Raw genomic sequence first — 23,037 nt, 5'->3', positions numbered from 1 at the left:
GGGCTGAACGCCGACCTGCGCGAGATCTGGGTCTATCTGTCGGCCAGCCCGCTCGCCGGGCTGACGCTGACGCTGGTCGCCTACCAGGCGGGGCTGTGGGCGTTCGAGCGCTTCGGCCGGCGGCCGGTGCTGAATCCGGTGCTGATCGCCGTGCTGCTGATCGCGGCGGCGCTGACCCTGTCGGGCGTCGATTACCGCACCTATTTCGACGGCGCGCAGTTCGTGCATTTCCTGCTGGGGCCGGCGACGGTGGCGCTGGCGGTGCCGCTCTACAACCAGTTCAACCAGGTCCGCCGCTCCGCCCTGGCGCTGCTGGTGGCGCTGCTGGTCGGGTCCGCCGCCTCGGCGCTGAGCGCGGTGGCGTTGGCCTGGGCCTTCGGCGGCTCGGCAGCGACGATGCTGTCGATGGCGCCGAAGTCGGTGACCTCCCCCATCGCCATGGGCGTGTCGGAACAGATCGGCGGCCTGCCCTCGCTGACCGCCGTCTTCGTCATCATCACAGGCATCATCGCCGCCACCTTCGGCACCTGGGTGCTGAACCTCGTGCGGGTGAAGGACTGGCGGGCGCGCGGCTTCGGCATGGGGGTGGCGGCCCACGGCATCGGCACGGCCCGCGCGCTCCAGGTCAACGAGGTGGCCGGCGCCTTCGCCGGGTTGGGCATGGGGCTGAACGGGCTGGCGACGGCGCTGCTGCTGCCGGCGCTGTATCATCTTTTCCGGTGATGGTTGACGGCACCTGCAATCCGACGCTTGACAGCGATGCCGCACCTGCGCACAGTGCGCGCCATGACCTGCATCGACCGCACGACCGCTCTCCTTCTTACCGGCCCGGCGCTCTGAAGCGTCCGGGTAAGCGCGTTCGTCCTCCTGTCGTCACTGGTCGAAGTTCCACCACATCATGAGCGATCATCGCACCCGCTCCGCCCGGCCGAGGCCGGGGCTGCGACTTAGCAACGGTCGTTGAGCCACACCCGGCGGCTCGACGGCCGTACCATCGCCGGCCCCCACCTTTTCCGCGAAGACGCCCCGTCGATCCGAACCGCAAGACAGCGATCCGGGGCACCACAGGAGCCAGACGCCATCATGACCGCCACCACCGCCTTCGTTGCCGCCCCCTCCATTCAGGCCAAGTCCGCCGACAAGTACACCCCCTTCCCGCCCGTGCAGCTGACCGACCGCCAATGGCCGTCGCGCGTGCTGGACAAGGCGCCGATGTGGTGCTCGGTCGACCTGCGCGACGGCAACCAGGCGCTGATCGAGCCGATGGGCCCGGACCGCAAGCGCGCCATGTTCGACACGCTGCTGCGCATGGGCTTCAAGGAGATCGAGGTCGGTTTCCCGGCCGCCTCGCAGACCGATTTCGACTTCTGCCGCGAGATCATCGACGGCAACAAGATCCCCGACGGCGTGACCATCCAGGTGCTGACCCAGGCCCGCGAGGAGCTGATCCGCCGCACCTTCGAGGGCATCAAGGGATCCAAGCGCGCCATCGTCCACCTGTACAACTCGACCTCCGAGCTGCAACGCCGCGTCGTCTTCGGCATGGACCGCCAGGGCATCGTCGACATCGCCGTCCAGGGCGCCCGGCTGATCAAGCAGCTGGCCGACGAGACGCCGGAGACCGAGATCGTCCTGCAATACTCGCCGGAAAGCTTCACCGGCACCGAGCTGGACTTCGCGGTCGAGATCTGCGAGGCGGTGATGGAGGTCTGGCAGCCGACGCCGGAGCGCCGGATCATCCTGAACCTGCCCTCGACCGTCGAAATGTCGATGCCGAACGTCCACGCCGACCAGATCGAGTGGTTCTGCAAGACGATGAAGAACCGCGAGAGCGCCATCATCTCGCTGCACCCGCACAACGACCGCGGCACCGGCGTCGCGGCGGCCGAGCTGGGCCTGCTGGCCGGCGCCGACCGCGTCGAGGGCACGCTGTTCGGCAACGGCGAGCGCACCGGCAACGTCGACGTGGTGACGCTGGCGCTGAACATGTTCACCCAGGGCGTCGATCCGGGTCTGGCGATCGACGACATCAACGAGATCGTCCGCGTCTCGGAATACTGCACGCAGCTGCCGGTCCACCCGCGCCACCCCTACGCCGGCGAGCTGGTCTTCACCGCCTTCTCCGGCTCGCACCAGGACGCGATCAACAAGGGGCTGAAGGCGCTGTCCAAGTCGAACACCGGCAAGTGGGAAGTCCCCTACCTGCCGATCGACCCGCAGGATCTGGGCCGCAGCTACGAGGCGGTGATCCGCATCAACAGCCAGTCGGGCAAGGGCGGCATCGCCTATGTGCTGGAGAAGGATTACGGGCTGCAAATCCCGCGCCGCCTGCAAATCGAGTTCTCCAAGATCGTCCAGCGCGTCGCCGACGAGACCGGCAAGGAGCTGTCGCCGACCAACATCCACGCCGCCTTCAAGGCCGAGTATCTGGACGCCGACAAGCCGCTGGCCCTGATCGAGCATTCGACCGAGCCGCGCGGCCCCAATTCCGGCCCGCGCGTGCTGAACGTGGTGGTGGAGCGCGACGGCAGGGTCTCGACCATCAAGGGCTCGGGCAAGGGTCCGATCGACGCCTTCGTCGACGCGCTGCGCCAGGGCTGCGGGCTGGACCTGCACGTTCTGGACTACCGCGAGCACGCCATCGGCGAGGGCGAGGACGCCCAGGCCTGTGCCTATGTCGAGGTCAAGACCGGCGACGACCGCACCCTGTTCGGCGTCGGCATCGACGCCGACATCGTGACGGCCTCGCTGCGGGCGCTGGTCAGCGCGGCCAACCGGGCGGTTCGGTAACTTTTCCCCTCTCCCACCCCGGGAGAGGGTGACCCGCAGGGCCGGGTGAGGGGCGATCGGTCGTGGTACGCAATCCATGTCCCGACAGCCCCTCACCCTTCCCATGCTTCGCATGGGCCCCTTCCCTCTCCCGGGGCGGGAGAGGGCCTGCCCTTGCCCCCACGCCACGCCCCGCCTATAAGTCCGGCAGCGTCAAGCAACAGCGGGCAGCGGCATGATCGTGGTCACCGGCGGGGCCGGCTTCATCGGCTCCAACCTCGTCGCGGCGCTGGCGGCGCGCGGCATCGTCGACGTCGCGGTGGTCGACCGCTTCCGCGACGGCGAAAAATGGCAGAATCTCGCCAAGCGCGAGGTCGCCACCCTGGTCGCCCCCGAGAACACGCTGGCCTTCCTCGACCAGCACGCCGCCGAGATCGACATGATCTTCCACCTCGGCGCCATCTCCGCCACCACCGAGCGCGACGTCGACAAGATCGTCGCCAACAACGTCGCCCTGACGCTCGACCTCTGGCGCTGGTGCGCGTGGCGCGGCTGCCGGCTGATCTACGCCTCCTCTGCCGCGACCTACGGCGACGGCTCGGCCGGCTTCGACGACGACGGCTCCAGCGAGGCGCTCGCCAAGCTCCGCCCGCTCAACGCCTATGGCTGGTCCAAGCATCTGATCGACCGGCGCGTCGCCCGCGCCGTGGCCAGCGCCGACCTGACGCCGCCGCAATGGGCCGGGCTGAAGTTCTTCAACGTCTATGGCCCCAACGAGGCCCACAAGGGCGACATGATGAGCGTCGTCGCCAAGCTGCATCCCCAGCTTGCCGCCGGCCAGCCGGCGCGCCTGTTCAAGGCGCACAAGGACGGCTTCGAGGACGGCGGCCAGCTGCGCGACTTCATCTTCGTCGACGATTGCGTGGCGGTCATGCTGTGGCTGCACGACCACCCTGAGGTCAGCGGCCTGTTCAACGTCGGCACCGGAAAGGCCCGCAGCTTCAAGGATCTGGCGCTGGCGACCTTCGCCGCGCTCGGGCAGGCTCCCCGAGTGGAGTACTTCGACATGCCTGAGCATCTGCGCGGCAAATACCAATATTTCACGCAAGCGAAGACGGAGCGTCTGCGCGCCGCCGGGTTCGACCAGCCCTTCACCGAGCTGGAAGAGGGGGTCCGGCGCTACGTGCAGGATTTCCTGTCCCGCCCCGACCCGTACCGCTGAGCGGAGATTTCATGCTGGCCATCCCGTTTCCCGCCATCGACCCGGTCGCCCTCGCGGTCGGGCCGGTCGTCATCCGCTGGTACGCGCTGGCCTATCTGGCCGGCTTCGTGCTGGGCTGGCGCTACTGCCTGCGGCTGGCACGGCTCGACGCCGACAGCCGGCCGACGCCGGAGGATTTCGACGACTTCCTGACCTGGGCGGTGATCGGCACCATCCTGGGCGGCCGGCTGGGCTACGTGCTGTTCTACAACCTGCCCTACTACGCGGCGAACCCGCTGGACGCGCTCCAGGTCTGGCACGGCGGCATGTCGTTCCACGGCGGCATGATCGGCGTGCTGCTGGCCATCGCGCTGTTCTGCTGGCGGCGGAAGATTTCCGCCTTCGTCTTCGGCGACATCGTCGCCGCCTGCGCGCCGATCGGCCTGTTCTTCGGCCGGATCGCCAACTTCATCAACGGCGAGCTGTACGGCCGCCCGGCGCCGGACTTCGCCTGGGCAATGGTGTTCCCGCGCGACCCGCTCCAGGTGCCGCGCCACCCCAGCCAGCTCTACGAGGCGGCGCTGGAAGGGCTGGTCCTCTTCATCATCCTCGCCATCGCCATGCACACGCCGGCCGTCCGCCGCCGTCCCGGCACGGTGGGCGGGCTGTTCTTCATCGGCTACGGCCTGTCGCGCATCATCGTCGAATTCTTCCGCGAGCCCGACCCGCAGTTGGGCTTCCTGTTCGCCGGGGCCACCATGGGCCAGCTGCTGTCGCTGCCGATGGTCGCCATCGGGCTGTGGCTGGTGCTGCGCGGCGGGCGGCGGACGGCGCTGCCGGCATGAGCGGAGGCGAAATCGAAGAGAGGGGCGGCGACACGCTCGCCCGGCTGCTGGCCCGCCGCATCGTGATGGACGGGCCGCTCAGCGTCGGCGCCTTCATGGCCGAGGCGCTGGGCCACCCCCGCTTCGGCTACTACATGCGCCAGGACCCGTTCGGCGCCGGCGGCGATTTCACCACCGCGCCGGAAATCAGCCAGATGTTCGGCGAGCTGGTCGGGCTGTGGTGCGTGGACACATGGGCGCGGCTCGGCGGCCCCACCCCCTTCCGTCTGGTGGAGCTCGGCCCCGGACGCGGCACCCTGATGCGCGACGCGCTGCGCGCCGCCGCCATGGTCCCGGCCTTCACAGCCGGCGCCACCATCCATCTGGTGGAGACCAGTCCGACGCTGCGCGCCCGCCAGCGCGAGACGCTGGGCGACTCCGTCGCCGTCCAGTGGCACGACCGGCTGGAGGAGGTTCCCGAGGGCCCCACCCTGCTGATCGCCAACGAGTTCTTCGACGCCCTGCCGATCCGTCAGGTGCAGAAGACCAGCCACGGCTGGTTCGAGCGCCTGATCGACCTCGCCCCTGAAGGAACCGAGGAGGCGCCGCGCTTCCGCTTCGTGCTGGAAGCCTTCGGCAGCTCCGGCAGCCGCCTAGTGCCCGAGTCCCTGCGCGACACCGCCCCGGAGGGCAGCGTCGTCGAGGTCTCCCCCGCCTCGCTCTCCGTCGCCGGGGCCATCGGGGCGCGGCTGGCCGCCCACCCCGGCGCGGCGCTGATCGTCGATTACGGCTACGCCCACGGGCCGGCGGTGGGCGACACGCTCCAGGCGCTGCGCCGCCACGCCTACGCCCCGGCGCTCGACGACCCCGGCGAGGCCGACCTGACCGCGCATGTCGATTTCGCCGCGCTCGCCGCCGACGCCAGGGCCGCCGGGGCCGACGCCTTCGGCACGGTGGACCAGGGGGAATGGCTGGAGCGGCTCGGCATCCGCCAGCGCGCCGCCATGCTCTCCGCCAAGGCCACCCCCGCGCAGGCCGCCGACATCCGCTCCGCGCTCGGCCGCTTGATCGGACCGGAGCAAATGGGCACGCTGTTCAAGGCGCTTGCGCTCGCCACACCCGGAGCCTTCACCGGGGGCAACGCCCCCGCCGGCTTCGAGCCCGCGCAGGCACAACCCGAATAGGGGTCCGAACCAATCGGATCCGGGACAAGAGACAGGGAAGGACGGCGTTCGTGATCACACTCGGCGCGCTGAACGACATCACCCACATCCGCCACGCCTTTTTCACCCGCAGCGGCGGCGTCTCCACCGGCCTCTACGCCTCGCTGAACTGCGGGCTCGGCTCCTCCGACGCACCGGCCGCCGTGCATGAGAACCGTGCCCGCGCCGCCGCGCGGATGGAGGTGCCGTCCAGCCACCTCATCACCTGCCACCAGATCCACAGCCCGACCTGCGTCGTGGTCGAGGAGCCGTGGACTCCGGAGACCGCGCCCAAGGCCGACGCCATGGCGACCCGCCAGACGGGGATCGCGCTCGGCATCCTGACCGCCGACTGCGCCCCGGTGCTGCTGGCCGACACCAAGGCCCGCGTCATCGGCGCGGCGCACGCCGGCTGGAAGGGCGCCAAGGGCGGCGTGCTGGAGGCGACCGTCGCCCGCATGATCGAGCTGGGGGCCAAGCCCAACCGCATCGTCGCCTGCATCGGCCCCTGCATCGCCCAGCGTTCCTACGAGGTCGGGCCGGAATTCCCTGCCCCCTTCCTGGAGGAGGACGAGCGCAACCGCGACTATTTCGCCCCGGCCCGCCGCGACGGCCATTTCCTGTTCGACCTGCCGGCCTACGTCACCCGCCGGCTGGGCGACGCCGGGGTCGCGGTGATCCAGCGCTGCCCCAACGACACGGTGGCCGAAGAGGACCGTTTCTTCAGCTACCGCCGTTCCTGCCTGAAGGGCGAGGCGGATTACGGGCGCGGCCTGTCCTCCATCGTCCTCCAGGGCTGAACCCTCCCCCAAGGGTTGATCTTGCCGCCGCCGGCCGCCCGCCGACCGGTGGGTGCTTCAGGCTCCCGATCGTTTATGACGAAAGTCTTCGGCCTTTGACGCGATTGCGGCCGGACGACGTTCGAGCGATGATTCGGCGGCAAAAGGGCGAAAACCGGGAGGCCGTGGCATGCTGGAATGGCGCGACACGATGAGCATCGACCGGGGCGCGCTCGACGACGACCATCACCGGCTGAACGAACTGATCCGCCATTTCGTCGCCCTGCCCGGCGAAGAGGAGCAGCGCCCCCGCGCCATCGCCCTGTTGGAACGGCTGCGCGCCCTCGCCTTCCGCCATTTCGAGCAGGAAGAGCGGGTGCAGGCGGCGATCCGCTACCCGCTGCTCGCCGACCACCGGTCGCAGCACCGCCGGCTGGTCCTGCTGCTCGACGACATCATCGCCCAGGTCGACGAGCGGGAATCGGCCTTCGCCTTCGGCTACGCCAAGGAAAAGGCCGACCACTTGCTGCCCTTCTGGTTCCTCGACCATTTCACCCGCGGCGACCTGCCGCTGAAGACCCATCTCGCGAAGATTCCGGGACTCGTCTGCGCGCCCGTCCGGTGATCCGCGGCGACAACCGGCGGGCTCCGACGGCCATGCCACCGGCGCAGGTCGGGTTTCCCCATCCGGGTCGGCCCCGGCGTCATGGAACGTTTACATAGGCACGCCCCTTTGTTATGGTCCGCCCCGTTTTCAAGGGGCGACGGCGCGGCAGCGGCGGGCGCACTTGAGCCGTTTCCCTGCAAAGAGAGCCGACTCCGATGAAGGTGCTTGCCGGCAACAGCAACCGTCCGCTGGCCGAGGCGATCTCCACCTGTCTGGGCGTCCCGCTGACCAAGGCCAGCGTGCGTCGCTTCTCCGACATGGAGGTGTTCGTCGAGATCCTGGAGAACGTGCGCGGCGAGGACGTGTTCGTCGTCCAGTCGACCTCGTTCCCGGCCAACGACAACCTGATGGAACTGCTGGTGACGATCGACGCCCTGCGTCGCGGGTCGGCCCGGCGCATCACGGCGGTCATCCCCTACTACGGCTACGCCCGCCAGGATCGCAAGACCGGCCCGCGCACGCCGATCTCGGCCAAGCTGGTCGCCAACCTGATCACCCAGGCCGGCGCCAACCGCGTGCTGACGATGGACCTGCACGCCGGCCAGATCCAGGGCTTCTTCGACATCCCGACCGACAACCTGATGGCCGCGCCGGTGTTCGAGAAGGACATCCGCCAGTCCTTCGCCGAGCATGTCGGCGAGGTCACCATCGTGTCGCCGGACGTCGGCGGCGTGGTGCGCGCCCGCGCGCTGGCCAAGCGGCTCGACGCCGACCTCGCCATCATCGACAAGCGGCGCGAGCGCGCCGGCGTGTCGGAGGTGATGAACATCATCGGCGACGCCCAGGGGCGCCACTGCATCCTGATCGACGACATCGTCGATTCGGGCGGCACGCTGTGCAACGCCGCCGTGGCGCTGATGGAGGCCGGGGCCAAGTCGGTGCACGCCTACTGCACCCACGGCGTCCTGTCCGGCGGGGCCGTCGCCCGCGTCGCCGTGTCGCCGCTGGAAAAGCTGGTCACCACCGACAGCATCCAGGCGACCGAGGCGGTGCGCGTCTCGCGCAACACCCGCCAGCTCACCATCGCCCCGCTGATCGCCGAGGCCATCGCCCGCATCAGCGAGGAGCGCTCGGTGTCGAGCCTGTTCTCGTAAGGCAGCACCTAAGGCTCGCAAGAGTTCGACCCTTTCCATCTCCGGACGGAAAGGGTCGTTTTGTTTCATGCCGTGAAATCGGTCGCAAAACTGCGATTGTGTGGATGACAATCGGCTCCGGGGCTGTTCATCGGTTGAACGGTACAGCGGGAGGGGTCGTCATGCGCTTCAGGTTTCTCGCCGTCACGGCGCTCGCCGGCTCGATCGCGCTGTCGGGTTGCGCCGGCAACAACGGATCGGACGACACGGGGACGGCGCTGCTGATCGGCGCCGCCGTGGTCGGGCTTGGCGTGCTGGCCGCCACCGCGTCGGACGACAACGACAACGATTACGACCGCCGCCGCTACGCGTCGTCGGGCCGCCACCACCACGACTCCTATGGTGGCCGCAACTCCTACCAGGACCGGCGCTACGCCAACAACGGGCGCTGCGACGACCCGGGTTACCGCACCTCCAACGGCGGACGGGCGGAGCGCGGCACCGACGAACGCGACTGCCGCCGCTACGGCGACGGGCGGAAATAGGCTTCACGCCCGCCGGACCACTCCCCGCTTGACGCCACGGCCCCTTGCGGCTATGACCCGCCCCACAGCGTCGGCACCCCTGGAGGCCGGCGCCCTTTTCGTTTTGGAGCATCGTCATGACCAAGATCATTCCGCTCGGCGCCGAAGGGCGCGAACGGGCCGGCAAGGGGACCGCCCGCCAAACCCGTCGTGACGGCCGCATTCCGGCCGTCATCTACGGTGGCAAGCAGGCTCCCGTCACCATCTCGCTCGAGAAGTTCGAGTTCACCCGCGTTCTGCACCAGCCGGGCTTCTTCACGCACCTGTTCGACGTGACCGTCGACGGCGCCGCCCACCGCGTGCTGCCGCGCGACGTGCAGTTCCACCCGGTGACCGACGTGCCCCTGCATGTCGACTTCCTGCGCGTCACCAGCGACACCCGCATCGTCGTGCATGTCCCGGTCGAGTTCGTCGCCCAGGACAAGTCGCCCGGCCTGAAGCGCGGCGGCGTGCTGAACATCGTCCGCCATGAGCTGGACCTGGAATGCCCGGCCGACAACATCCCGGAGAGCATCCAGGTGTCGTGCGAGGGCTTCGACGTCGGCGCCTCGATCCACATCTCGGCGGTGACCCTGCCGGAGGGTGTCGTCTCGGCGATCACCGACCGCGATTTCACCATCGCGACGATCGTCGCCCCGTCGGGCCTGAAGTCCGAGGAGGCCGAGGCCACCGCCTGAGCGGTCGCGCTTCGATGACGTGTTCGGCGGGGGGCTTCGGCCCCCCGCTTCGTTTGTGCAAAGGGATTTTGTGGTCGAGAGGGTGACGCGATGCTGCTGCTGGTCGGCTTGGGCAACCCGGGGTCCGAATACGCGCGCAACCGCCACAACATCGGCTTCATGGCGGCCGAGGCGATCGCCCGCCGCTACAACTTCTCCCCCTGGAGGAAACGCTTCCAGGGCGTGACCGCCGAGGGCACCGTCGCCGGCGACAAGGTGCTGGCGCTGGAGCCGGGCACCTTCATGAACCTGTCCGGCCAATCCGTGGTCGCGGCGCTGCAATTCTTCAAGCTGAAGCCCGAGAACGTCGTCGTCATCCACGACGAGCTGGACCTGCCGCCCGGCAGGATCCGGGTGAAGAAGGGCGGCGGCCATGGCGGCCACAACGGCCTGCGCTCCATCGACAGCCACATCGGCAAGGAGTATTGGCGCATCCGGCTGGGCATCGGCCATCCCGGCAACAAGGACCTGGTCAGCGGCTATGTGCTGCACGACTTCGCCAAGGCCGACCAAAGCTGGGTCGAGCCGCTGGTCGACGCCGTCGCCGACCATCTGCCGCTGATGGTCGAGGGCCAGCCCGAGCTGTTCATGAACAAGGTGACGGTGGCGACCCAGGGCCGCTAAGCCAGGGCGGTGAGGCGCGCCGGGGTGCCCTCCCCCACTTCGCGTTTGCGCTTTGCCGGCTCCCGTAGGATAAAGCGGCTCGATTCCAGAATTTTCCGACGGCGAGCACCCAACCCATGGGCTTCAATTGCGGCATCGTCGGCCTGCCGAACGTCGGCAAGTCGACCCTGTTCAACGCGCTGACCGCCACCCAGGCGGCCGAGGCGGCGAATTTTCCCTTCTGCACCAAGGAGCCGAACGTCGGCCGCGTCGGCGTCCCTGATCCGCGGCTCGACAAGCTGGCCGTCATCGCCAAGTCGCAGAAGACCGTGCCGACCCAGTTGGAGTTCGTCGACATCGCCGGCCTGATCCGCGGCGCCTCGAAGGGTGAGGGCCTGGGCAACCAGTTCCTCGCCAACATCCGCGAGGTCGACGCCATCATCCATGTGCTGCGCTGCTTCGAGGACGACGACATCACCCACGTCGAGGGCGACGTCAACCCGCTGCGCGACGCCGAGGTGGTCGAGACCGAGCTGATGCTCGCCGACATGGAGAGCCTGGAGCGCCAGCTCAACAGCCTCCAGAAGAAGGCCAAGGGCGGCGACAAGGACAGCAAGGTCAAGGCCGACCTGATGGAGCGCGCGCTGAAGGTCCTCCAGGACGGCAAGCCGGCCCGCGTGGTCGAGCTGGCCGAGGACGAGAGGTTCGTCTTCAAGCAGTTCATGCTGCTGACCGACAAGCCGGTGCTCTACGTCTGCAACGTCGAGGAGGCGTCGGCCGCCACCGGCAACGCCTTCACCGCCAAGGTCGCCGAGAAGGCCAAGGCCGAGAACGCCGAATTCGTCGTCATCTCCGCCGCCATCGAGTCCGAGGTCGCCCAGCTTTCCGACCCGGCCGAGAAGGCCGAGTTCCTGGAATCGATGGGGCTGGAGGAAACCGGCCTGAACCGGCTGATCCGCGCCGGCTTCAAGCTGCTCGACCTCATCACCTTCTTCACCGTCGGCCCGAAGGAGGCGCGCGCCTGGACCGTGCGCCGCCACGCCAAGGCCCCCGAGGCCGCCGGCGTCATCCACACCGACTTCGAGCGCGGCTTCATCCGCGCCGAGACCATCGACTACGACAGCTACGTCACGCTGGGCGGCGAGCAGGGCGCGAAGGACGCCGGCAAGATGCGCCAGGAAGGCAAGGAGTACGTCGTGCAGGACGGCGACATCTTCCACTTCCGCTTCAACGTCTGACCCGATCGAACGGGTAATGATCGGCAAAAGGCCGGCGCCTCCAGAGGGGGCGCCGGCCTTTTTCTTGTCACCGTCTTCGGCATCGTTAATCCTTTCGCAACTAAATCAAATCCGCCAAGCTCTTTCGCGACATGGTTAACGATCCCGCTTTTCTGGTGTTATGGCGGAGACCGGCAACGTTCGCCGGCCTGTTCGAGAGGGGCACATGGCGGCAAGCAACAAGGCGGCCCAAGGCGGCGAGCAACAAGGCGGAACGGCGATCCTCCCCGACGACGGCTTCGCCGACCGCATCCGCGACGCCATCGCCCATGGTGAGCTGTCGCTGGCCTACCAGCCCCAGGCCGACGTCGAGACCGGGCGGCTGACCGGCTTCGAGGCGCTGGCGCGCTGGCGTCTGGCCGACGGCACGATGATCCCGCCCGACGTCTTCGTGCCGATGGCCGAGGCGGGCGACGCCATCCATGTGCTGGGCGAATGGGCGCTGCGCAGCGCCTGCGAAACGGCGGCCGGCTGGATGGACGCCGGCCTCGCCGACGTGCCGGTGGCGGTGAACCTGTCGGCCCGCCAGCTCGACGACCCCTCCTTCGCCCGCCACGCGCTGCGCGTCCTGGCCGAGACCGGACTGCCCGCCGCCAACCTGAAGCTGGAGCTGACCGAGACCGCCCTGTTCGACCAGAGCGTCCAGGCGCGCGAGACGCTGATGCAGGTGCGCGGGGCCGGCATCCGGCTGGTGCTCGACGATTTCGGGACCGGCTATTCCTCGCTGGCGCTGCTGCGCCGGGTGCCGGTGGAGACGTTGAAGATCGACAAGCAGTTCATCCAGCCGATGGTCGAGGACCGCGACGCCGCCGCCATCGTCCAGGCGGTGATCGCCATGGCACACGCCCTGGGGATGACCGTCGTCGCCGAGGGGGTCGAGACGCCCGAGCAGAGGCTGTTCCTCCAGGCCTACCGCTGCGACCGCATGCAGGGCTACTGGCTGTCGCGCCCGCTGGCGGTGGATGACGTGCCGGACTTCATCCGGCGGAACGCCGGGCCGCCGCCAGAAGGATGACCCGGCGGGTCTCGTCCCACTCGGTCAGCGCCCCGGCCTCGTCGGGGGTCGCCCAGCGGGCCTCCAGCGCGTCGTCGGCGCAGACCGGCTCGCCCTCGGCGCTTTCCGCCGACACCTCGACCAGGGTGTAGTGGTAGTGGACCCGGCCCTCGGCGTCGGGGGTGATGGCGTCCACCACGGTGATGACCTCCGTCGGGGTGACCACCAACCCGGTTTCCTCCAGCACCTCGCGGGCGGCGGCCTCGAACACGGTCTCGCCGAGCGACTGGGCGCCGCCCGGCAAAGCCCACTGGCCAAGCCGGGGCGCCCTGCCGCGCCGGATCAGCAGCACCCGGTCGCCCCGCCACACCACGACCCCCACCCCCACCCACGGACGGTCGGGGTATTCGCGGCTGGAGCGCTCGGCGGGGAAATTGGTCATGCTGCGACTCCTTCGTGTTGCTTGACCGGCAGGCTACCGCAGTCCGACACTTGGACACCAGCCGCCAACCCCGGTCCGATCGCCCGCCATGAAGCTCAACGAGATCCGCACCTTCGTCACGGTGGCCGAGGCCCAGTCGGTGCAGGAGGCCGGCAACCGGCTGGGATTGACCCAGTCGGCGGTGTCGCGGCTGATCCAACGGCTGGAGGCCGAGCTGGGAGTCACCCTGTTCGACCGCCAGACCAAACCGCTGGCCCTGACCCGCGACGGCGAGGTGGCGCTGGCCCACGCCCGGCGCATCCTGGGAGCCGCCACCGACTTCTCCGACGCCTTCGCCGGATCGGCCGAGCCGCGCGGGCTGCTGCGGCTCGGCGTGTCGCACGTGCTGGTGCCGCTGGCCGCCGGACGGCCGCTCGACGAATTGCGCGCCGCCTTCCCCGGCCTGACCGTGCGCATCCATTCCGACTGGAGCGCCCCGCTGACCGAGCAGGTGCGGACCGGCGCGCTCGACGGCGCGGTGATGCTGCTGGGCGACGGGCAGGCGCCGCCCGAGGATCTGCCGGCCCGCCGCCTGAGCCGCGAGGAGGTCAGCGTCATCGCCTCCGCCGAGCAGGCCGCCGCCGGCCCCTGGAGCCTGTCGGACATGAACGCCGCCGGCTGGGTGCTGCAACCGGACGGCTGCAAGTACCGCAACGCCCTGGGGCTGGCGCTGGCGCCGCTGGGCGCCCGGCCGAACGTGATGGTCGAGGCCTTCGACCAGACGCTGCTGGTGTCGCTGGTGGCGCGCGGGGTCGGCTTCGGGCTGGCGCCGCTGCGGCTGATCGCTCCGGTCGACGCCGCCGCCACGCTGCGGATCCGGCCGGTCACGGTGCCCGACTTCCGCTTCGGCGTCGCGGTGTGGCTGGTTCGGGCGCGCGTCACCGGCCGCATCGGCCCGGTGTTCGACCGGCTGGAGGACAGTTTGATGCGGCAGCTCGCGGCGCCGCCGGCCGGGGTGCATTCCGCTGCGGAATGACCCGCTTGCCGATTATGAATTTGTCGGATTGTTGCCACTCACCTATCGTCCATCCCTGACCAGCGGGGCGGCCCCATCCCGCCGCTCCCCAAGGAGGGACCCTTGACCACCACCACCCCGACGCAGCCGGCGCCATCCTGGCGCACGCCGGCCCTCATCGTCGTCTGCGGCTGCCTGATCTCGATGCTGGCCTTCGGTCCGCGGTCGAGCGTCGGCCTGTTCATCGGTCCGCTGTCGGAGACGCGCGGCTGGGGCCGCGATGTCTTCGCGCTGGCCATCGCCATCCAGAATCTCCTGTGGGGGGCCGGCGGGCCCTTCGCCGGGGCGCTGACCGACCGCTACGGCCCCGCCCCGGTGCTGGCCAGCGGCGCGGTGCTCTACGCCGCCGGGCTGGCGCTGATGCCCTACGCCACCACCCACATCGAACTTTACCTGACGGCCGGCGTGCTGATCGGGCTCGGGCTGTCGGGAGCGTCCTTCGGCATCATCATCGCCGGCTTCACCCGGCTGCTGCCGCCCGAGAAGCGGAGCTGGTCGGTCGGCCTCGCCACCGCCGCCGGATCGCTCGGCCAGTTCCTGTTCGCGCCGCTGAGCCAGGCCTTCATCGCCGGCTTCGGCTGGCAGACGGCGCTGCTGCTGCTCGCCGCCTCGATGCTGCTGGCGGTCGGGCTGGCCAGCGTCTTCCCCGGACCGCGCGCCTCCGCGGCCAGCGCGCCCGCGGTGACCGGCGCCGACATCGGCTTCGTCGCGGCGGTGCGGCAGGCGTTCCAGCACCGCAGCTACGTGCTGCTGGTCTCCGGCTTCTTCGTCTGCGGCTTCCAGCTCGCCTTCATCACCACCCACCTGCCGCCCTACCTGACCGCCGCCGGCATCAGCCCGACGCTGGCCGCCTGGGCGCTGGCGCTGATCGGCCTGTTCAACGTCATTGGCTCCTACAGCTCCGGCGTGCTCGCCGGCAAGGTCAGCAAGCGCTACCTGCTGTGCGCGAACTACTTCTCGCGCGGCATCGCCACGGCGGTCTTCGTGCTGCTGCCGGTCACCCCGGTGACGGTCGTCGCCTATTCCGCCGTGATGGGGCTGCTGTGGCTGTCCACCGTGCCGCCGACCTCCGGGCTGGTCGCGCTGATGTTCGGCACCCGCTACATGGGCACGCTGTACGGCTTCGCCTTCTTCAGCCATCAGGTCGGCGGCTTCCTCGGCGTCTGGCTGGGCGGCGTGCTGTACGAGCGGACCGGCTCCTACGACGTGGTGTGGTGGCTGGGCGTGGCGCTGGCGATGTTCGCCACCATCGTCCATTGGCCGATCACGGAAAAGCCCGCCCCGTCGCTGGCGGCCAGCGAGGCGAAGGCGTAAGCTTCCTTCCATGACCGGCACCCCTCCCCCCCCTTCCCAGCCCGGCTTCGACCCAAGCGGTTTCGGACATGGGCTGGCCGCCGCCTTCTTCGCGGTGGTGCTGGCGGTGTGGGCGGCGGCGATGGGGCTGTCGCTGCGACAGGCGGCTCTGCCGGAGGAGACCGACGGGCTGATGCTGGCGGTCTTCCATCCCGGCACCAGCGAGGCCGACGCCTTCACCGCCATGGTGCGCGCCGGAGGCCAGCCGGTGCGCACCACATGGCTCGGTTTCGCCTATGTGGCGCGCGGGCTGGAGCCGGGCTATGTCGGCCGTCTGAAGGCCGAGGGAGCGCTCGCCGCCTTCGGGGAACTGCCGGTCGGCCCGACGCTGGGCGGCTGCGCGGCGATGCCGGTCGACACGGCGAAGATCGCGGCGACCAAGCTGCAATGACGGCTTGACGGCCGGTTCGCGAAGAGCCGCGTCGTCGCCGGGTTTATGTCAGACCGCCAATCCAGGCGGTGATCCGCTTGTCGGATTTGGAGGACTGGCTGTCCTGGTCGAGGGCGAGGCCGACGAAACGCCCGTCGCGTTCGGCCGCCGAGGCCGAATAGTCGTAGCCGTCCGTATCGGTGAAGCCGACGACCACGGCGCCCTGCGCGACGACGTGGTCGTAGAGGATGCCCATGGCGTCGACGAAGGACTCCGGGTAGTTCACCTGATCGCCGGTGCCGAACAGCGCGACCTTCTTGTCGGTCAGATCGGCCGACTTCAGCGTGTCGATGTTCGCCTCCCAGTCGGATTGCAGGTCGCCGTTGCCGTAGGTCGGGGCGCCGAGGATCAGCAGGTCGCACCCCTCGAAATCGGCGGTCGTCGCCTCCTTGATGTCCAGCGCCCTGCCCTGGATCTTCCTGGCGATGCGGGAGGCCACCTGTTTGGTGGCACCGGAATCGGATCCGTAGATGATGGTGATGCTCATGCCTTGCTCTCGATGGACAGAGGTTGTCGGCGGATGCGCCGCACCGGCGGGACGGCCGGGCTTCGGAGCGGCGCCAGCACAAAAACCATAATGAAAATAAGAGTTATTCGCAATATAATCCTTAGAGAAAATGCGGATATTTCCGCGCCAGCCCAGCACCCTTCCCTCATCGCCCGCCGCAAAGAAAAAAGCCCCTCCCCGCCGTGGCGGAGAGGGGCTTCCGGATCGCGTGCCGCAACGGTTCCGCGGGAACCGCCGGACGGGATCAGTACATGTGCTGGCCGCCGTTGATCGACAGAGTCGAACCGGTCATGAAGCCGTTCTCGTCATTGACCAGGAAGAGCACCGCGTTGGCGATCTCCGTGGCGCGGCCGAGGCGGCCGACCGGAATGCGGGCGACGATCTTCTCCAGCACGTTGGCCGGAACCGCCCGCACCATGTCGGTGTCGATGTAGCCCGGGGCGATGGCGTTCACCGTGATGCCCTTGGCGGCGCTTTCCTGCGCAAGGGCCTTGGTGAAACCGTGGATGCCGGACTTGGCGGCGGCGTAGTTGACCTGGCCGTACTGGCCGGCCTGCCCGTTGATCGAGCCGATGTTGACGATGCGGCCGAAGCCGCGCTCCCGCATCCCGTCGATGACGTTGCGGCACATGTTGAAGCAGGAGGACAGATTGGTGTGGATCACCGCCTCCCACTGCTCGTAGGTCATGCGGTGCATCACGCCGTCGCGGGTGATGCCGGCGTTGTTGATCAGCACCTCGACCGGACCGAGGTCGGCCGAGATCTTGGCGATGCCCTCCTTGCAGGCGTCGAAGTTCGAGACGTCGAACTTGTAGGCCGGAATGCCGGTGCGCGCGGTGAATTCCTTCGCCGCGTCATCGTTGCCGGCGTAGTTGGCGGCCACCGAGTAACCGGCGTTCTTCAGAGCGACGGCGACGGCTTCGCCAATGCCGCGGGTGCCACCCGTGACGACTGCAACACGAGCCATTGTTGTTCTCCCCAGTTGAAATTGTGCTTTGGTTGGTTGTCTTTTTTGTTCTTGGTCTTTGGCTTCAGGTCGCACCGGCGGCTCGTCACGGGCGCTTCGTCACGCCCCGAAAACCGGCGCGGCGCGGGCCGCCGCCCCCGAAGACGCCCGAAGGCCCCCTCGGGAAGGCGGCCCGTACCCGTCAGTCGCGCTGGACGCAGAGGGCGACGCCCATGCCGCCGCCGATGCACAGGGTGGCGAGGCCCTTCTTGGCGTCGCGCTTCTCCATCTCATAGAGCAGCGTGGTCAGCACGCGGGCGCCCGAGGCGCCGACCGGGTGGCCGAGGGCGATGGCACCGCCGTTGACGTTGACCTTGCTGACGTCCCAGCCGAGATCCTTGTTGACCGACAGGGCCTGCGCGGCGAAGGCCTCGTTCGCCTCGATCAGGTCGAGGTCGGCGACGGTCCAGCCGGCCTTCTCCAGAGCCTTGCGCGAGGCCGGGATCGGGCCGGTGCCCATGACCGACGGATCGACGCCGGCGGTCGCCCAGGAGACGATGCGGGCGAGCGGCTTGACGCCGCGCTTGGCGGCGTTCTCGGCGCTCATCAGCACCAGCGCGGCGGCGCCGTCGTTGATGCCCGAGGCGTTGCCGGCGGTGACGGTGCCCTCCTTCGAGAAGGCCGGGCGCAGCTTGCCCAGCGATTCCGCCGTCGTGCCGTGCTTCGGGTACTCGTCGTCGGCGACGACGACGTCGCCCTTGCGGCCCTTGATGGTGACCGGAACGATCTCGTCCTTGAAGCGGCCGGACTTCTGAGCGGCCTCGGCCTTCTGCTGCGAGGAGGCCGCGAAGGCGTCCTGCTCCTCGCGGGTCAGCTGCCACTTCTGGGCGATGTTCTCGGCCGTGGTGCCCATGTGGTAGCCCTTGAAGGCGTCGGTCAGACCGTCCTTCAGCATGCTGTCCAGCATCTCCGCCGGGCCCATCTTGGTGCCGTTGCGCAGGTGCATGACGTGCGGGGCCTGGCTCATGCTCTCCTGGCCGCCGACGACCATGACCTCGGCGTCGCCGTTCTTGATCGCCTGGTAGCCGAGCGCCACGGCGCGCAGGCCGGAGCCGCAGAGCTGGTTGATGCCGAAGGCGGTCGCCTCCACCGGGATGCCGGCGTTGACGGCGGCCTGGCGGGCCGGGTTCTGGCCCTGGCCAGCCGTCAGGATCTGACCCAGGATGACCTCATCCACCTCCGCCGCGTCGGTCTTGGCGCGGGCAAGCGCCTCACGGATCGCGACCTCGCCCAGGACATGGGCGGGAACGGCGCTCAGCGCGCCGTTGAAGCTGCCGATGGGCGTGCGCGCGGCACCGGCAATGACAACCTCGGTCATGACAACGCTCCTCGAAATGAGACGGTTTTATTATGGCGTTTGAGGGACGCTTGGAGTGAAGACAGCTTAGGACGTACAACCCGTCCAATGCAAGGCGCCCGAAGGAGAGCGGCTATCCTGTCGCAGCGAGCCATTCGGCCAGCGGTTTCCATACTCCCGTCTGCGCTCCGGCGCTGACCACCATGCCGATATGTCCGAGGGGCGGAACAATCATTTGCGCGTTGGGTATGACTTTTGGCAGAGCCATCGCCGACGCCGGCGGGACGATCCGATCCTTCTCCGGAATCAGCGCCAGCGTCGGCACCCGGATGCGGGCCGGGTCGACCGGCAGCCCGCCGACCAGCCAGTTGCCCGCCGCGGTGTCGTTGCGCCCGTACCAGCCGGCCAGCGCGTCGCGCGCCACCGCGGCGACCAGCGGCACGCCGTCGTTCAGCCAGTCCTCCAGCGCGACGAAGGCCTCGGCGGCGCGGCTGTCCGGGGCCATGCGGGCGAACTGGGTGAACTTCTTCAGGGCCAGCAGCGGGTCGAGCTGGGCGAACAGCGCCTGGAGCGCGTCGGTCGGCAGTTCCCCCCAGCGCTCCAGCAGCGGGCCGTAGGGCTGGAAGAAGGCGGCGGCGCGGCGCGCGGTCGCGGCGTCCTCGGCGTGGAAGTCCCAGGGGGTGGCGAGCAGCACCAGCCCGGCGACCGATTTCGGCCGGCGCAGGGCCAGCGCGGTGGTCAGCAGCCCGCCCATGCAGTAGCCGACGACGGGGACCGGCCGCCCGCTCTCCTCGACCACGGCGTCGAGCGCGCGCTCCAGCCGCCCGGCGATGTAGTCGGTCAGGCTGTAGCGGCGCTCCAGCGGCCCCGGCGTTCCCCAATCGACCAGCAGCGGCCGGAAGCCCTGCCCGGCCATCCAGCGCATCAGGCTCTTGCCCGGCGACAGGTCGAGGATGTAGTGGCGGTTGACCAGCGAGGGCACGAACAGCACCGGACGGCCGGCGCCGTGGCCATAGTCGAGCAACCGGGTGGCTCCCTCCGTCCACAGGACCGGCGGGTCGGCGAGGTCGCGGCGGTAGGGGTGGTGGCGGTAGCGCTCCACCCCGGTCAGGAAGGCGTCGATCCGCCGCCGCGTCTCGCGGTCGACCGCCCGCCGCAGGTCCTCAGCGCCGTTGGGGCCGTTGCCGGGCCGGCGCTCGGCCAGGGCGATCTGGCGGCGCAGATCCTCCGCCCGCGGACCCAGCGGCGGCTTCCATGGCAGCAAGCCGCTCCTCAAGAGCGGCAATCCGGCGGAGGAGCTGAGCAGCGTCGCCATCACCAGGTTCAGGTGCAGCCCGAGCGGCCGCGGGCCGCGCCGCAGCGGTGTCCCGTCCCCCCGGAGCGCCGTCATCGGCGGGTTCCCTGGAGGCGGCGGTTCCCTCGGAAGCGGTCTGGCCCGGCGAGGCGGGGCGGGAGGCGGTCTGCGGCCATGCGTGGTACGGCGCTGGGTTGACGGGCGGATTCGGATCCCAACCGGTTCCGGGCATCCCGGACGCGGTGAAACCCGCCGGCCCGAAGGCGAAAGGCGCCAGCGCCGCCGCCCCCTGCCCCATCATCTGGAACAGCCGCGCCATCATGTCCGCCGTCTCGGGATCGGCGACGGTCGCCGACCATTGATCCTGCCAGAGGTCGAGATAGCGGCGCGCCAGCGTGTCCAGGGACGGAGGGTCGGAGTCGAGCGGGTCGGCCATGACCATCAGTATAGGCAATGCGGCATCCGCTTGACCAGCGCCGCATCGGGCCGCCACGCAATCGTCATACGAAGGGGCCGGCCGGCTCCCGGACCGGGCCTGGATCCGGGTCCGCGGCAGCCGCCATGCGGCGGCGCGGCACTGGACAAATTGCTACGCCTTCGAGTAGTCCTAAGCACGGAACGATTTCCGCCGAACGTCCCTTCTTGAAAGATTCCGCGATGGCCGACAAGGAAGACCAGAAGTCCGCTCCGATCACGATCAAGAAGTACGCCAACCGGCGGCTTTACAACACGGCGACCAGCAGCTACGTCACGCTCGACCATCTCTGCCAGATGGTGAAGGACGGGCTGGATTTCGTGGTCTATGACGCCAAGACGGGCGAGGACATCACCCGCTCGGTGCTCACCCAGATCATCGTCGAGGAAGAGAGCAAGGGCCAGAACCTGCTGCCGATCAGCTTCCTGCGCCAGTTGATCGGATTCTACGGCGACAACATGCAATCGGTGGTGCCGCGCTACCTGGAATATTCGATGCAGGCCTTTTCGCGCAACCAGGAGCAGATGCGCGATTATTTCCAGAACACGCTGGGCGGCATGTTCCCCTTCGGCCGGCTGGACGAGGTGAACAAGCAGAACATGGCGATGTTCGAGCGGGCCATGCGCATGTTCACGCCCTTCGGCGTCGCCGGGTCGGAGGAGCCTCCGGCCGCCCCCGGCACTCCGCCCCGTCCCGCGCCGGCGCCGGCCGCCGGCGGCCTCGACGAGTTGCAGAAGCAGATCGACGCCCTTCAGAAGCAGATCGCCAGCATCGCCCAACCGGGGAAATCCGACCCGAAGTGAACGGACATCAGGGCGGACGCGGACCGGAAGGCGGGGGCATACCCCGCCTTTTTTGTTGCGCCGGCGGGGGCATCGGCGCACCGTCAGCCGGGTGAGGGGCAGCGTTTTCTTCCACGCGCTGTTGTCGGTTCGACAGGCCGGCACAGCCGCCGGCACAAGGAGGAACCGACCATGAGCGCCGAACTGACCGTTTCCATCACCCTGAATTCCGACGACCCGCACACCGTCACCCGCTTCGAGGACAGCCTGCGCGGCTGGCTGGAGCAGCAGCCGGGCGTGACCGGCATGGCCATTGCCGACCAGGGCAACGACATCGCCAACGAGCATGTCTGGCGCGCCGCCCGCAAGGCCACTTTCGGCCCCAGCCTGCGCAACCCCTTCGCGCCGTAAGGCGGCCCCGGCGGCCCTTTCCTTCGCGGGGAAGGGCCGCGCCCCTCACCCCCGGAACAGGTGCGGCACCATTGCCGACTCCGGCCCGACCCACGGGGCCGCCGCCTCCCGCACCGCCATGCCCAGGCACTTGTCGCCGACGACCCAGGCGTGGAGCACCGCGCGGGTGTCGTCCTCGCGGAAGCCGTGCGGGGTTTCCAGCCACACCGTCCCGTGCGACGTCACGTCCTCGCCGTCGTCGGCGACCATCACGCCCTGCTCGACGATCCGCTGGGGAGCGGCGTCCAGCCCGAACAGCGCGCGCGCGGTCACCGCGTCGCACGGCCCGAGCGCCGCCCCGTCCAACGCCGCGCGGCACAGGTTGGGGTGGCGCGGGTAGAGGTGCGACAGCACCGCCAGCAGCCCGTGGTTCGACCACAGCCAGCACCACAGCGGCGACAGCACGCTCATGCCGCCGCTGCGCAGCCGCTGGAGGAAGACGTCCTCGCTCAGCCCGTCCCACGGATAGAGCTTGGCGAGCCAGGAGATCGCCTGCCCCTCGTCGTCGAGGAAGCGGCGCCCGTCCCAGCCGACCGTCTGCAAGGGCAGCAGCCGCGTTCCGATCCCCGCCTCGGCCGCCGTCGCGGCCAGATAGACGAGTTCGCCCTCGCGCACCGGGTCGGGAGTGGCGCAGGTCAGGTGGACATGCCCCCGGCCCGGCTGGCCGGCCGCCAGCTCCTCCCAGCGTTCGACCAGGGCCTCGTGCAGACCGTTGAACTGGTTGGCGTCGGCGGCCATCGCCTCGCGCCAGTTGCGCTGGATCAGCGAGGCGGCGAACAGCCCCTCCGTCGTGTCGTAGTTGCAGCCCAGCAGCTTGACCGTGTCGCGCCCGTCGTAGGACAGGGTCAGCCGCCCGGCCAGCCCGCCGGCCCGCTCGTTGCATCGGCCCGCCGACCAGTAGTCGGACCAGGACGCCTCCAGCATCCGCACGGCCTCGCCGCGGATGCCGAGCGCCCCGAACAGCTTGTTGTCGACGACATGGCGGACGGCGGCGCCGATCATGGTGTGGAGTTCGTCGGCGACGCTCTCGATCAGGTCGATCTGCGAGGCGGTGAACTCGTAGCAGACATCCTCGCGCCAGCCGGCGCCGGCCGACATCGCGCGGACGCCATAGGGGTATTTGCGGAGCCCCGGGCGCCAGTCGGCCCGCGGCTTCATCGTCGTTCTGCGCATCGAAGGCCCGGCCCGTCCGTATCAGCGGGAAAACGGCGACGGCGCCAGGGCGCCAGCGGTTCGGACGGAGGCGGGACGGAAGGC

The 23,037-nt window shown here is 69.3% G+C and carries 24 protein-coding genes; 18 read left to right on the top strand and 6 right to left on the bottom strand.

Annotated features, from left to right (window positions below; translation table 11 throughout):
- The first annotated feature begins 3 nt into the window (after positions 1–3).
- The 13 genes from JN22_RS23230 (at position 4) to JN22_RS23170 (ending at position 12,710) form a co-directional block, all read left to right on the top strand.
- Positions 4–723, top strand: a complete 720-nt coding sequence (locus tag JN22_RS23230) for an LrgB family protein (RefSeq protein WP_085557313.1) — start codon at positions 4–6, stop codon at positions 721–723.
- A gap of 396 nt (positions 724–1,119) precedes the next feature.
- Positions 1,120–2,790, top strand: a complete 1,671-nt coding sequence (leuA, locus tag JN22_RS23225) for a 2-isopropylmalate synthase (RefSeq protein WP_396022008.1) — start codon at positions 1,120–1,122, stop codon at positions 2,788–2,790.
- A 214-nt stretch (positions 2,791–3,004) separates the two neighbouring features.
- Positions 3,005–3,991, top strand: coding sequence for an ADP-glyceromanno-heptose 6-epimerase (rfaD, locus tag JN22_RS23220; protein WP_085556150.1), 987 nt, complete (start codon positions 3,005–3,007; stop codon positions 3,989–3,991).
- Between the two features lie 11 nt (positions 3,992–4,002).
- Positions 4,003–4,815: a prolipoprotein diacylglyceryl transferase gene (gene lgt, locus JN22_RS23215; RefSeq protein WP_085556149.1), complete on the top strand. Its 813-nt coding sequence runs from the start codon at positions 4,003–4,005 to the stop codon at positions 4,813–4,815.
- A complete protein-coding gene (locus tag JN22_RS23210; protein WP_085556148.1) occupies positions 4,812–5,978 on the top strand; it encodes a class I SAM-dependent methyltransferase in 1,167 nt (388 codons plus the stop codon). The genes lgt and JN22_RS23210 overlap by 4 nt, the downstream gene beginning before the upstream one ends.
- Positions 5,979–6,028: 50 nt before the next feature.
- Entirely contained in the window at positions 6,029–6,796 is a 768-nt protein-coding gene (gene pgeF, locus JN22_RS23205) for a peptidoglycan editing factor PgeF (protein WP_085556147.1), read from the top strand.
- 169 nt (positions 6,797–6,965) lie between these two features.
- Complete coding sequence (locus JN22_RS23200) at positions 6,966–7,400, top strand: bacteriohemerythrin (RefSeq protein WP_085556146.1); 435 nt, start codon at positions 6,966–6,968, stop codon at positions 7,398–7,400.
- 197 nt (positions 7,401–7,597) lie between these two features.
- Positions 7,598–8,536, top strand: a complete 939-nt coding sequence (locus tag JN22_RS23195) for a ribose-phosphate pyrophosphokinase (RefSeq protein ID WP_085556145.1) — start codon at positions 7,598–7,600, stop codon at positions 8,534–8,536.
- 161 nt (positions 8,537–8,697) lie between these two features.
- Positions 8,698–9,060 carry a hypothetical protein gene (locus tag JN22_RS23190; RefSeq protein ID WP_085556144.1) on the top strand — a complete coding sequence of 121 codons (363 nt, stop codon included), beginning with the start codon at positions 8,698–8,700 and terminating at the stop codon, positions 9,058–9,060.
- Between the two features lie 116 nt (positions 9,061–9,176).
- On the top strand, positions 9,177–9,776 hold the full coding sequence (locus JN22_RS23185; protein WP_085556143.1) for a 50S ribosomal protein L25/general stress protein Ctc: 600 nt from the start codon (positions 9,177–9,179) through the stop codon (positions 9,774–9,776).
- Positions 9,777–9,866: 90 nt separating this feature from the next.
- Entirely contained in the window at positions 9,867–10,439 is a 573-nt protein-coding gene (pth, locus tag JN22_RS23180) for an aminoacyl-tRNA hydrolase (protein ID WP_085556142.1), read from the top strand.
- A gap of 116 nt (positions 10,440–10,555) precedes the next feature.
- Positions 10,556–11,656: a redox-regulated ATPase YchF gene (gene ychF / locus JN22_RS23175; RefSeq protein ID WP_085556141.1), complete on the top strand. Its 1,101-nt coding sequence runs from the start codon at positions 10,556–10,558 to the stop codon at positions 11,654–11,656.
- 205 nt (positions 11,657–11,861) lie between these two features.
- On the top strand, positions 11,862–12,710 hold the full coding sequence (locus JN22_RS23170; protein ID WP_085556140.1) for a putative bifunctional diguanylate cyclase/phosphodiesterase: 849 nt from the start codon (positions 11,862–11,864) through the stop codon (positions 12,708–12,710).
- Here the strand turns inward: JN22_RS23170 and JN22_RS23165 are convergent.
- On the bottom strand, positions 12,673–13,131 hold the full coding sequence (locus JN22_RS23165) for an NUDIX hydrolase (RefSeq protein ID WP_085556139.1): 459 nt from the start codon (positions 13,129–13,131) through the stop codon (positions 12,673–12,675). The genes JN22_RS23170 and JN22_RS23165 overlap by 38 nt on opposite strands.
- Positions 13,132–13,219: 88 nt before the next feature.
- Here JN22_RS23165 and JN22_RS23160 point away from each other — a divergent pair, with 88 nt between their 5' ends.
- From JN22_RS23160 to JN22_RS23150, 3 genes are all read left to right on the top strand, one after another.
- Positions 13,220–14,146 carry a LysR family transcriptional regulator gene (locus tag JN22_RS23160; RefSeq protein ID WP_085556138.1) on the top strand — a complete coding sequence of 309 codons (927 nt, stop codon included), beginning with the start codon at positions 13,220–13,222 and terminating at the stop codon, positions 14,144–14,146.
- 102 nt (positions 14,147–14,248) lie between these two features.
- Positions 14,249–15,499 (top strand): MFS transporter, encoded by a 1,251-nt coding sequence (locus JN22_RS23155; RefSeq protein WP_085556137.1) that lies wholly within the window; start codon positions 14,249–14,251, stop codon positions 15,497–15,499.
- A 10-nt stretch (positions 15,500–15,509) separates the two neighbouring features.
- Positions 15,510–15,929: a hypothetical protein gene (locus tag JN22_RS23150; protein WP_085556136.1), complete on the top strand. Its 420-nt coding sequence runs from the start codon at positions 15,510–15,512 to the stop codon at positions 15,927–15,929.
- Positions 15,930–15,972: 43 nt separating this feature from the next.
- On the opposite strand, the gene fldA is transcribed toward JN22_RS23150, so the two are convergent.
- From fldA to JN22_RS23130, 4 genes are all read right to left on the bottom strand, one after another.
- A complete protein-coding gene (gene fldA / locus JN22_RS23145; RefSeq protein ID WP_085556135.1) occupies positions 15,973–16,455 on the bottom strand; it encodes a flavodoxin FldA in 483 nt (160 codons plus the stop codon).
- Positions 16,456–16,720: 265 nt separating this feature from the next.
- Positions 16,721–17,443 (bottom strand): acetoacetyl-CoA reductase, encoded by a 723-nt coding sequence (gene phbB / locus JN22_RS23140; RefSeq protein WP_085556134.1) that lies wholly within the window; start codon positions 17,441–17,443, stop codon positions 16,721–16,723.
- Positions 17,444–17,624: 181 nt separating this feature from the next.
- A complete protein-coding gene (locus JN22_RS23135) occupies positions 17,625–18,800 on the bottom strand; it encodes an acetyl-CoA C-acetyltransferase (protein WP_085556133.1) in 1,176 nt (391 codons plus the stop codon).
- A gap of 112 nt (positions 18,801–18,912) precedes the next feature.
- On the bottom strand, positions 18,913–20,169 hold the full coding sequence (locus JN22_RS23130) for an alpha/beta fold hydrolase (RefSeq protein ID WP_085556132.1): 1,257 nt from the start codon (positions 20,167–20,169) through the stop codon (positions 18,913–18,915).
- 561 nt (positions 20,170–20,730) lie between these two features.
- On the opposite strand from JN22_RS23130, the gene phaR reads away from it, so the two are divergent.
- Positions 20,731–21,351 (top strand): polyhydroxyalkanoate synthesis repressor PhaR, encoded by a 621-nt coding sequence (gene phaR / locus JN22_RS23125; protein ID WP_085556131.1) that lies wholly within the window; start codon positions 20,731–20,733, stop codon positions 21,349–21,351.
- 171 nt (positions 21,352–21,522) lie between these two features.
- Positions 21,523–21,741 carry a hypothetical protein gene (locus JN22_RS23120; RefSeq protein ID WP_085556130.1) on the top strand — a complete coding sequence of 73 codons (219 nt, stop codon included), beginning with the start codon at positions 21,523–21,525 and terminating at the stop codon, positions 21,739–21,741.
- A gap of 45 nt (positions 21,742–21,786) precedes the next feature.
- Here the strand turns inward: JN22_RS23120 and JN22_RS23115 are convergent, their stop codons facing one another.
- Positions 21,787–22,938: a glutathionylspermidine synthase family protein gene (locus JN22_RS23115; protein ID WP_223677854.1), complete on the bottom strand. Its 1,152-nt coding sequence runs from the start codon at positions 22,936–22,938 to the stop codon at positions 21,787–21,789.
- Positions 22,939–23,037: the final 99 nt, after the last annotated feature.

Source organism: Azospirillum agricola (assembly GCF_020005195.1).
Classification (GTDB): domain Bacteria; phylum Pseudomonadota; class Alphaproteobacteria; order Azospirillales; family Azospirillaceae; genus Azospirillum; species Azospirillum agricola.
This window is presented reverse-complemented; position numbering and strand designations above follow the sequence as displayed.

Excerpts from the sequence above, each read along its gene's own strand:
- rfaD (WP_085556150.1), top strand. The coding sequence starts at position 3,005 with ATGATCGTGGTCACCGGCGGGGCCGGCTTCATCGGCTCCAACCTCGTC.
- JN22_RS23185 (WP_085556143.1), top strand. The coding sequence starts at position 9,177 with ATGACCAAGATCATTCCGCTCGGCGCCGAAGGGCGCGAACGGGCCGGC.
- ychF (WP_085556141.1), top strand. The coding sequence starts at position 10,556 with ATGGGCTTCAATTGCGGCATCGTCGGCCTGCCGAACGTCGGCAAGTCG.
- JN22_RS23195 (WP_085556145.1), top strand. The coding sequence starts at position 7,598 with ATGAAGGTGCTTGCCGGCAACAGCAACCGTCCGCTGGCCGAGGCGATC.
- phbB (WP_085556134.1), bottom strand. The coding sequence starts at position 17,443 with ATGGCTCGTGTTGCAGTCGTCACGGGTGGCACCCGCGGCATTGGCGAA.
- fldA (WP_085556135.1), bottom strand. The coding sequence starts at position 16,455 with ATGAGCATCACCATCATCTACGGATCCGATTCCGGTGCCACCAAACAG.
- JN22_RS23135 (WP_085556133.1), bottom strand. The coding sequence starts at position 18,800 with ATGACCGAGGTTGTCATTGCCGGTGCCGCGCGCACGCCCATCGGCAGC.
- JN22_RS23120 (WP_085556130.1), top strand. The coding sequence starts at position 21,523 with ATGAGCGCCGAACTGACCGTTTCCATCACCCTGAATTCCGACGACCCG.
- JN22_RS23190 (WP_085556144.1), top strand. The coding sequence starts at position 8,698 with ATGCGCTTCAGGTTTCTCGCCGTCACGGCGCTCGCCGGCTCGATCGCG.
- lgt (WP_085556149.1), top strand. The coding sequence starts at position 4,003 with ATGCTGGCCATCCCGTTTCCCGCCATCGACCCGGTCGCCCTCGCGGTC.
- pth (WP_085556142.1), top strand. The coding sequence starts at position 9,867 with ATGCTGCTGCTGGTCGGCTTGGGCAACCCGGGGTCCGAATACGCGCGC.
- JN22_RS23150 (WP_085556136.1), top strand. The coding sequence starts at position 15,510 with ATGACCGGCACCCCTCCCCCCCCTTCCCAGCCCGGCTTCGACCCAAGC.
- JN22_RS23170 (WP_085556140.1), top strand. The coding sequence starts at position 11,862 with ATGGCGGCAAGCAACAAGGCGGCCCAAGGCGGCGAGCAACAAGGCGGA.
- JN22_RS23165 (WP_085556139.1), bottom strand. The coding sequence starts at position 13,131 with ATGACCAATTTCCCCGCCGAGCGCTCCAGCCGCGAATACCCCGACCGT.
- JN22_RS23200 (WP_085556146.1), top strand. The coding sequence starts at position 6,966 with ATGCTGGAATGGCGCGACACGATGAGCATCGACCGGGGCGCGCTCGAC.
- JN22_RS23130 (WP_085556132.1), bottom strand. The coding sequence starts at position 20,169 with ATGACGGCGCTCCGGGGGGACGGGACACCGCTGCGGCGCGGCCCGCGG.
- JN22_RS23210 (WP_085556148.1), top strand. The coding sequence starts at position 4,812 with ATGAGCGGAGGCGAAATCGAAGAGAGGGGCGGCGACACGCTCGCCCGG.
- JN22_RS23160 (WP_085556138.1), top strand. The coding sequence starts at position 13,220 with ATGAAGCTCAACGAGATCCGCACCTTCGTCACGGTGGCCGAGGCCCAG.
- JN22_RS23115 (WP_223677854.1), bottom strand. The coding sequence starts at position 22,938 with ATGAAGCCGCGGGCCGACTGGCGCCCGGGGCTCCGCAAATACCCCTAT.
- phaR (WP_085556131.1), top strand. The coding sequence starts at position 20,731 with ATGGCCGACAAGGAAGACCAGAAGTCCGCTCCGATCACGATCAAGAAG.